We start from the raw sequence: 8,789 nt of genomic DNA on the forward strand, positions 1-8,789 counted from the left end.
TCCTAAATTGAAATCTGGGTTACAAAGGCTCCAGCAGCCCCGACCATAACTCCACCGACAATTTCAAGAATGGCATTCCGAACACCTGGTCCACCATCTTTAATGTTGGTTGCAAGGTTGACAATCCCCACAACAACGAGAAAGGCACCAACCGCAATCAATCCCTTCTGTAACAAAGACATAGCTTGTGCAAACATGGCACTTGCGTCTACTCCATAAACAAAACCTTTAAAATGCGTAATCATCTATTTCCTCTTTTCTATTTTTATTTTAAACTAGATTCAAAAGTTAAATCACGAATTCTAAGGCCTTCAAGATGATTTTCTTGTCTTTGATTCAAAGGATTGATTTGATAGTTCCACCACCGTTCATCGGTTTCTTGATTGGCTAGGTACTTCCAGTTTGGATGCTTGGTTGAATTGTATTTTTTGCTTTTAAAGACAGGCATATTAGCAATTCGAACCAAGCATTCATGCCGTTTCATATTTCCGACTTCATCAGGTGTCATTAAATCACGAGCAATATTTTGATGAGAAAGGGATCCTGAACCTGTCTGGCCAAAGGAACGACTAGTATTTCGAACATCAATGGTTTGTTTACCGAGTAATCCACTCATAAATTTAAAGGTGTCTTCATCATTCCCACCTAAGTAGACTAAGCTATCACAGTTCCCAAGAATGGTTTTCCAAGCTTCTTTTTCTTTATAGAGCCCTTGAAGTTGGGCAATATTTTGAAGAATGGGAACGAGACTCATATTTCGAGAACGGACTGTTGAGGTTTGTTCAGCAAAATCTGGGATTTCTCCGATATTTGCGAACTCATCTAAGTAAACTCTCACATGAAGAGGCAATTGACCCTTAAAATCAATATCTGCTTGTCTTGTTAGGGTTTGAAATACGGTTGAAAAAAAGAGGGCTGAAAGAAAGCGAAAGGTACTATCGTTATCTGGGATAACTAAGTAAACCATTGATTTTTCCTTGCCCCATGTCTTCATATCAAGGGTATCTCTTTTGGTCAAATCCATGACACTTTGAATATTGAAGAGGGCAAATTTAGCAGTGGTTACAGCTATAACAGAATCCAGAGTCTTATCCTTATAATTTTGGAAATCTGCCCAATTTCGCATGGTAAAATTTTCAGTTCCATACTTTTTAGCATAATTTTCAAATAGAATTTCTAAGACACTTTTTTCTTGGTTTTCACCCTTAGATAAGTGTTTAATGAGTTTTGAGATTTCAGCAAAACTTGGATAACGCCCTCGTTTTTTTCGCTCTTCCACTTCTTTTTTTTGACGTTTCAACAAGTTTTGATATTCCTTTTGACTTAAACGACTTTCTTCTATGAGCTGTTCTCTTGTTTTAGGTGGGTTATAGAAATCGACCAAGTAGGAGGCTAAAGCTCGTACCAAAGTCATAGAAGCTTCATCCCAAAATGGGTCACTTCGGGAGCCAGAGCCTTTGGTGTTATTGAAATAAACCGTCAGCATGCGATTCAAATCATTTTCTGTCTCTATATAGCGAAAAGGATTGAAGCCATCTGAGTTCTTCATATTGACTAAATCTAGCACCTTTACTTGGTAGCCATGTTCCAAAAAGAGTCTTCCTGTTTTCTCAGCTAAGTGATCTTTAGGATCCACGACAATATTGGAACTATTCATCTGAATCAGATTGGGTTTTACAAAGCGAAATGTCTTCCCACTTCCTGAACCTCCGATCACCGCAATATTCTTATTTCTATCATATTGGGGTATTTTTTTATCTAATAATGTCAAACGAACATCTTGTGCTAAGATCGTATCATGAGAAAATTCTTTACCGTAAAAGAGCTTCTTTTCTTTTAGAGTTCCAAAACGTGCGCTCCCGTATTCTACTCCTTCTCGGTATTGTTTTTTACCAGTCTCTAGATAGAGATAAACTAGTAACATCATCACAAAACCTAGTAGAAAAAAAGCACTTGATTTTCCAGTAAAAGAAACATTCCATGGCGACTGAAGAACTTCATCTTGACCTTCCATCAGGAGATGAGTCCATTTATCTAAGCTATTGCCAGTATAGGAATCATACAAAAGCGTCAAACGATGAAAAAGATAGCCTAGTAAGATACCTAACAGTGAGAATAGTAGGAATTTCTTTCCACTGTACATCATCTCACCATCTCTTTCTGTTTTACGGCTCCTTCTTGTCTAAAGGTAATTTGGGATTTAGCCTCATCAATTGCATCGTCTAATGACTTATCCATGGTAAAATCAGCTAATTTCTCCGGATCATTAACCATTTTTTCTAACAGATGGTCTAAATGATTGTCTAGAATCGAACGGTCTTTCGTGTAGAAATGTAGAGAATCCCCTTGCCAAGCGATGGCTAAAGGAATCTCTTCTTTCTCTAAAAAAGCTTTAAATTTCTCTATATCAATTGGTTTGTCTAAAAAATCTTTTTTCAGATTAATCGTATCAATCGAATAAGGAGATTGTAGCAATTCTTCTAATTTCTGCACCCCTATCTTATAGGCGGAATCCTGTGCTAAAGCCTGACGTCTAGACCATTCTAGAATCTTTAAGAGACTTCTTACAGTAAATAAAAGACTACGCTCTGCATATTGAACTGCCATTCGTTCCTGTTGTTCAGAGGACATCTGATGCCTCCTTCTTCACAAATAGCAGCTTTCCTTCTTTATAACGATAAGCTATCAATTTCTGACGTTGCTTAATCGACTTAACAACCTGCAGTAGATCTCTCGAATAAGGTTCTCGAAGAGTAACTTCTACTGCTTTCCCATCAACGATACCAACACGTTTAAATTCAATGTAGTCTTTTTTGAGATGTCCTAAGCCCATACCAAAAGGAAAGTGATGAATCAATTGGATGGTACAACCACCTTTATTTCCCATTTGTTTCAAATCATACAAGTTTACTACCTTCATGATTAACTCCTTTATCTAGTTTGTCGCATCGTTTAAGTCTGGTAACGATAAACTCCGTGTCTGTTAGAAAATTCTCACACACGTCTTGTGCCAGTTGCCCTTCACAGGGGAATACTCTCAGTCCCTACTTACACAGGCACGCTAATCAAGACGGAGTGGATTCAATTTTCAAAGAACAGGTAGCTTTATTATAGATAAGAGTAGTTGAAATTTTTATCACATTTCTTATTTTTCTGTAGAACTAAATTCATACTAAACAAAGATTTTGAAATAAAAGACTAACATTGTTACATAACGTTAGCATTTCATTGCCCTAAAACAAGCTAATTTGGTCTAAAAAAGCAGCAAACTATAAACTAGTAGGTTCCACACCAAATGTAGCCCCATACTGCCCCATAAGTCCGATTTATAGCGTACCATCCCTAAAAACATTCCCAAGGAAACATACAAACACCAAGCTAGAATGGTTCCTGGATGATGAGCTAAAGCGAACAAAACGCTTGTCAAAGCAACTCGAATATCTAATTTTCTGACCAAGTTCCATAAAATTTCTCGATACAAAAATTCTTCAACCATACTCGCATTGATTAAGAACAATAAAAATGAAAACCAAGGAACTTGATGTTGAAGTCCAATTAAGTTTGCTTGATTCGTGGTTCCTTGAGCATGAATCAGACTAAAACATAGACTTATAATCAGTAGACTAACGAATCCAATACCAAGCCACTTTATCCTAATTTTCATATTGACCTTAGCCACTTGTTTACGTTGATCATACATCCATAAAAAAGAAATGAGTGACGAACCATAGAGAATCTGTAGTATAGTTAACTCACCGATACAAAAAAATTTCAGTAAGTATAGGGATACCAATAGGACATTTACTTGTTGGAATATATATACTGGAATTATTCTTTTCATAGTTACCTCCGAAATAAATCTTCATAATCTAAATCTAATACCTGCACAATCCTTTCTACCCATGGACTTTGAGGCATTCGTTGTTCCATCTTGTAGTGACGAATCTTTTGATACAAGCGATTCAATTCACTTGGATAGTGAAACTCTCCCGCAAACATTTTTCTGGTTAACTCAATCCAGCTGATATTTCTTTCAGCCAAAATAATGGACAAGTTCTCCCAAAATCGTTCAGCCATATTGCTTCTCCTTTAGTTAGATAAATAATGTGTTTGTGCCATGTAAATCAATTGTTTCGTATCTCTTGGCAATAGAGCTCTAGCCTCTTCCAAATTCAGATTTGGATAAACTCGCTTATTTGAAACCGCAAGAGGAAGTCTGATGGTTAGTTCAGGATTTTTTAAAATCATCTCAACGAAATCCGTTAATCTTAGATTGTCACGGTTCTTAAATCGTAATAAATTGGGAGATAAAAATTCAAAACAATCTGAAGAATAGCTCATCAACTCAATTAATTTATCCTTTGTCATTTCAGAAATAGAATGAGGAGTGACCTCTATGCCATACTTTTGAAAGAAATCCAAAAGAAGTTGATTTCTTTGGCTATTTTTACTTAGATAGAGATCAATCATGAGAGACCTCCCAAAGATTCGGTTCCATTTGATATTCTGAGACGATTAAGGAATCTAATAAATTTGCGAAGTTAATCGGTTTCTTGTCTTCATCATAAGCTTTTACAGTTACTTGGGTTGTAAATATTCCCTCTTTTCCCTCGGCTCGATAGCCTTGTCCATATAAAACAAAAACAAGATTCTGATGATCATCTACAAAGGCATCAGCTCCGTTCTTTATATCCTGACTTTCCAGGAATTCCATAATGTTTTGAAGATAGGATTCGTAAAATAGGGGGTAGTTGCGTTTTTTATGGTAATCATCTAAAAATGTCACCTCAAACTCACATGGATAATTGGGCATCAAAAATATTTGTTCATCCAGCTGTCTGATTTCTGCATCATGTAATTCTGTTTCTAATTCGTCACAATCTAGTATTGACTCTTTATTTAAAGCTTTCATCTTTTTCCTCTATTTCTTTTAATTTCATTGCGATTGCGGCAATCACAGGAACTGTTACGCTATTACCAGCTTGTTTATAGAGCTGACTATTACTAGAGACTTTTCTAGCAGCTTCAAAAGCCCAATCAGGAAATCCCTGCAGTCGAAAACACTCTTTAGGAGTGATTCGTCGTATCCTCAGACGGTAAAATTGTCCATCTATTAAGACACCGGCTACATGATAAACTTGTTTATCTTCTCCTTCATAGCTAGCCACTACTACTCCCATTTGCCCACTGGTTGTTAACGTATTCGCTATACCTTTTCCAACTCTACCACGACGATACTGAGAACTTGGTCTCTCCAAATTGATTGAATCTCCTATTTCTGCTTGAGCATATCCTTTTTTCGTTGCCTCTCGGACTTTTAGAAATTGGATTGGTTCTGGAATCAGTATTTTGGGGATTTTATCTCCACCTTGCATCGTAGTCAGTGTTGGAGATAAGCCCTCACTTCCATAGACGCGACCAGTTTCCTTAAAGCTAGTTGGTAAATCTCCAACAACGACAATACCATGGCGATCCTGAGTATTTAAAGTAAACATTGGCTCTTGATTATCCTTGAAACGTCTACCATTTTGTCTTTTTTCTAATCTGTCTGGTGTCATACAAGGAATCGCAACTTTAAATCCTTCTCCTTTTCCACGAACTAAGGTTGGTGCAAGACCTTCTGAATAATAGACTTTACCACTCATTCCACTTTTTGATGGATTCAAATTCCCTAATATTTTTAAAGTCTCAGAGTTAGTTGCTTGACCTTCTCGTCTGAAAGGAAATAAGAGTCTGGTACCTCTCTTTCTAGAATGTCCGATAATAAACACCCTCTCTCTGTTTTGGGGAACGCCAAAATCCTTACTGTTAAGCACCTGCCACTCAACATCAAACCCCAATTCATCAAGCGTGGTAAGGATTGTGGTGAACGTCCGTCCCTTATCGTGATTGAGTAGGCCTTTAACATTTTCAAGAAAAAGAAAACGTGGTTGGATTTGTTTGGCCGCCCTAGCAATTTCAAAGAATAAAGTGCCTCTAGTATCTTCAAATCCCAATCGTCTTCCTGCGATTGAAAATGCTTGACAAGGGAATCCCCCACAGATGACATCGACTTTCCCTCTAAGTTTTTTAAATTCGTCATCTGAAACATCTCGTATGTCATGAAATTCTATTTCTCCTTTCGTTTGAAAAATGGACTTATAAGATTTCCTAGCAAATTTATCAATCTCACAAAATCCAATACACTCGTGTCCGACACTTTCCATTCCAAGACGAAAGCCACCGATACCTGAAAATAAATCAATAAATCTCATTTCTTTATCACCCCTTTCTTATCGACTATCATTGTCAGAACTGTCACTCCACTTGAAATGACAATAAGCATAACTAATATCCACTCGATTGGCGACATTTAACCACCTCCTTTTCTAACACGGTTATTCCAAACGGAATACAAGCCGTTAAACACAAATTCAGCAAGTACTTCCGCTCGTCTAACAAAGCGAACATTGTCAAGAGCATATTGATAGATTCTCTCAAAATCAGTCATAGCTATATCACTGGCTGTTTCAGAAAAACCCTCTCGTCTAAATTGATCTTGTACTAATCCCCAAATATAATCTCGATCATATTTTGTGACCTTTTCTACTTTTCTTCTCAAAATAGGTTGAGAATTCCTTTCTTCCTCATCCTCAATAAATAAAGAATCAGTCTCACTATATTTAGTCTCACTAACTTCAGTCTCACTAGGGGCTGAATAAGAGACGGGGGCCGTTTCATTTTCATCCTGCCCTAGTCTTTTTTTAACACTAGGCCTGTTCGAACTAGCTACTGGGGTAGAAGACAACTCCCCTAAATAAATCTTATTAGCTAGTCTCCCTTTCTCACTTGAAGACTGTTGGACTTCATCAATTAAGTCATATTCTTTAAGAGTTTTTTTGATGGACAGTAATTTTGACTTCGAACAACCTAATAGCCTCATCAGTTTAGAATTAGAAAATACTAAATAAACCGCTCCTTCTTCATCTATCCAACCACGACTGAGAGATAATTCTAAACGATCCTTTAAAATAGAATAAGCTACCTTTACTTCTAGTTTCATATCCATATATTTCTCATCCTCAAAAAGAATTTTAGGTAATTTGTAATACCGTTCTGAAGTTTGGTATTGATTTGCGGTTATTCGTTTCATAGCGCTCCTCCAAGTTCTTTGAGTATTAAATCTCCACTTGATTCCAATCGAACCAATCCACTTTTTTCTAATTCAGCCATAAGAGAGATGGCTTCAACAATGTCAATTCCCATTTCACGTACTAAAAATGAAATGACAATATAGCGTGATGATTGTAATTCTTTTGTCATTTTCCCTCCTGAAAATAAAAAAAGGAGAACAATATTCAACTGTTCTCCAAAATAATTTTATTAAAAAGAAAAACCCTGCCAAATTAATTTTTGGTAGGGTTTTTGGTAGGAAACTAAATTAATTTATCAGTTTCTAAAATGTGTTCACGATTCTAAAAGGCTGATACTATAGTATTCCGAATTCTAATTGGTATATGCCTCTTATTTAAGAGTAACTGAAGCTCCAGCTTCTTCCAATTTAGCTTTGATTTCTTCAGCTTCTGCAGCTGCAACGCCTTCTTTGATGACACCTGGTGCACCATCAACAAGTTCTTTAGCTTCTTTAAGACCAAGACCTGTGATTTCACGTACAACTTTGATAACGCCGACTTTCTTGTCGCCAGCAGCTGTCAATTCAACGTCAAATGAATCTTTAGCAGCCTCTTCAGCACCACCAGCAGCAGCTACAGCTACAGGAGCAGCTGCAGTTACACCAAATTCTTCTTCGATAGCTTTTACAAGGTCGTTCAATTCAAGGATTGAAGCTTCTTTAATTTCAGCAATAATGTTTTCAATGTTCAATGCCATTGTTATTTCCTCCAAATAAGTTTTAAAATTAGTTTTTTTATTTTTTTCGTAGCTAAGCTACGCTGCGTAGCTTAAGATTAAGCTGCGTCTTCTTTGCTTTCTGCAACCGCTTTGACTGCAAGAGCAACGTTGCGCACTGGCGCTTGAAGTACAGAAAGGAGCATAGAAAGAAGTCCTTCGCGGTTTGGAAGAGTTGCAAGAGCAACGATTTCTTCTTTTGATGCGACAGCGCCTTCGATTGCACCACCCTTGATTTCAAGTGCGTCAGCAGTTTTAGCAAAGTCGTTCAAGATTTTCGCTGGTGCGATAACATCTTCGTTAGAAAATGCTACAGCAGATGGTCCAACAAAAACAGATGCCAATTCTCCAAGTCCAGCTTGTTCAGCTGCACGACGTAAGATTGAGTTTTTGATAACTTTGTACTCAACTTCGCTTCCACGAAGCTCACGACGAAGAACTGTATCTTGTTCAACTGTCAAACCACGAGCGTCTACAACGACGATTGATGCAGCAGCTTTCATTTTCTCAACTACTACGTCAACTAGTTCCGCTTTTTTAGCAATAATTGCTTCACTCATTAGTGTGTTCACCTCCGTAATTATTTTGCTTGGGGAATTTTTCCAAAAGAAAAACGCGCCCAAACCTAGACACGAAAGTACAATACGCTTCTTTTTAAATGATACGTTTTGTCCTCGGTAGGATATTTATGAGTCGAGCTCCCCTACTGTCTTAGGCAGTTTTTTCAAACCATTTATAAGTATACCACACTACTTTGATTAGTGCAAGAGTTTTTGCTTATTTTTTTAAATTTTATTGATTCTTTTTAGCTTTGAAAGTTCTATAATGAAGTTAGCCATCCAGCCCTCCTAAAAATTAGATGTTTCAACTAGCTTATAGCTAGTACTCGATTTCATTTGATA

General features: G+C 37.1%; 13 protein-coding genes and 1 other annotated feature. All 13 genes read right to left on the minus strand.

The annotated features are described in order from the left end of the window. Positions 1-2: 2 nt before the first annotated feature. The 13 genes from ADF68_RS04390 to rplJ all read right to left on the minus strand — a co-directional run bounded on the left by ADF68_RS04390 (position 3) and on the right by rplJ (position 8,447). A complete protein-coding gene (locus tag ADF68_RS04390; RefSeq protein WP_000627865.1) occupies positions 3-245 on the minus strand; it encodes a hypothetical protein in 243 nt (80 codons plus the stop codon). A gap of 20 nt (positions 246-265) precedes the next feature. Beyond that, positions 266-2,143 (minus strand): VirD4-like conjugal transfer protein, CD1115 family, encoded by a 1,878-nt coding sequence (locus ADF68_RS04395; protein ID WP_049548786.1) that lies wholly within the window; start codon positions 2,141-2,143, stop codon positions 266-268. Next, the gene (locus ADF68_RS04400; RefSeq protein ID WP_000093687.1) at positions 2,143-2,631 is read right to left on the minus strand and encodes a hypothetical protein; all 489 of its coding nucleotides are present in this window, start codon (positions 2,629-2,631) and stop codon (positions 2,143-2,145) included. The genes ADF68_RS04395 and ADF68_RS04400 overlap by 1 nt, the downstream gene beginning before the upstream one ends. After that, positions 2,621-2,920, minus strand: a complete 300-nt coding sequence (locus tag ADF68_RS04405; protein ID WP_000869763.1) for a hypothetical protein — start codon at positions 2,918-2,920, stop codon at positions 2,621-2,623. The genes ADF68_RS04400 and ADF68_RS04405 overlap by 11 nt, the downstream gene beginning before the upstream one ends. Positions 2,921-3,253: 333 nt before the next feature. Next, positions 3,254-3,841: a CPBP family intramembrane glutamic endopeptidase gene (locus ADF68_RS04410; RefSeq protein WP_049548787.1), complete on the minus strand. Its 588-nt coding sequence runs from the start codon at positions 3,839-3,841 to the stop codon at positions 3,254-3,256. Between the two features lie 2 nt (positions 3,842-3,843). After that, a complete protein-coding gene (locus ADF68_RS04415; RefSeq protein ID WP_000840776.1) occupies positions 3,844-4,077 on the minus strand; it encodes a hypothetical protein in 234 nt (77 codons plus the stop codon). 12 nt (positions 4,078-4,089) lie between these two features. Beyond that, on the minus strand, positions 4,090-4,470 hold the full coding sequence (locus ADF68_RS04420; protein WP_049548788.1) for an arsenate reductase: 381 nt from the start codon (positions 4,468-4,470) through the stop codon (positions 4,090-4,092). Continuing rightward, positions 4,463-4,912: a hypothetical protein gene (locus ADF68_RS04425; protein WP_049548789.1), complete on the minus strand. Its 450-nt coding sequence runs from the start codon at positions 4,910-4,912 to the stop codon at positions 4,463-4,465. The genes ADF68_RS04420 and ADF68_RS04425 overlap by 8 nt, the downstream gene beginning before the upstream one ends. Then, positions 4,896-6,254: a DNA (cytosine-5-)-methyltransferase gene (gene dcm / locus ADF68_RS04430; RefSeq protein ID WP_049548790.1), complete on the minus strand. Its 1,359-nt coding sequence runs from the start codon at positions 6,252-6,254 to the stop codon at positions 4,896-4,898. The genes ADF68_RS04425 and dcm overlap by 17 nt, the downstream gene beginning before the upstream one ends. A 98-nt stretch (positions 6,255-6,352) precedes the next feature. After that, on the minus strand, positions 6,353-7,132 hold the full coding sequence (locus tag ADF68_RS04435) for a replication initiator protein A (protein ID WP_049548791.1): 780 nt from the start codon (positions 7,130-7,132) through the stop codon (positions 6,353-6,355). Next, positions 7,129-7,302 (minus strand): hypothetical protein, encoded by a 174-nt coding sequence (locus tag ADF68_RS11200; protein WP_000159607.1) that lies wholly within the window; start codon positions 7,300-7,302, stop codon positions 7,129-7,131. The genes ADF68_RS04435 and ADF68_RS11200 overlap by 4 nt, the downstream gene beginning before the upstream one ends. Positions 7,303-7,503: 201 nt before the next feature. Next, positions 7,504-7,869: a 50S ribosomal protein L7/L12 gene (gene rplL, locus ADF68_RS04440; RefSeq protein WP_001196968.1), complete on the minus strand. Its 366-nt coding sequence runs from the start codon at positions 7,867-7,869 to the stop codon at positions 7,504-7,506. Positions 7,870-7,946: 77 nt separating this feature from the next. Continuing rightward, a complete protein-coding gene (gene rplJ, locus ADF68_RS04445; RefSeq protein ID WP_049548792.1) occupies positions 7,947-8,447 on the minus strand; it encodes a 50S ribosomal protein L10 in 501 nt (166 codons plus the stop codon). Positions 8,448-8,485: 38 nt separating this feature from the next. Then, positions 8,486-8,621 (minus strand) — a sequence feature (ribosomal protein L10 leader region). Positions 8,622-8,789 lie beyond the last annotated feature (168 nt).

Source organism: Streptococcus pseudopneumoniae, from assembly GCF_001068775.1.
GTDB classification, from domain to species: domain Bacteria; phylum Bacillota; class Bacilli; order Lactobacillales; family Streptococcaceae; genus Streptococcus; species Streptococcus pseudopneumoniae_N.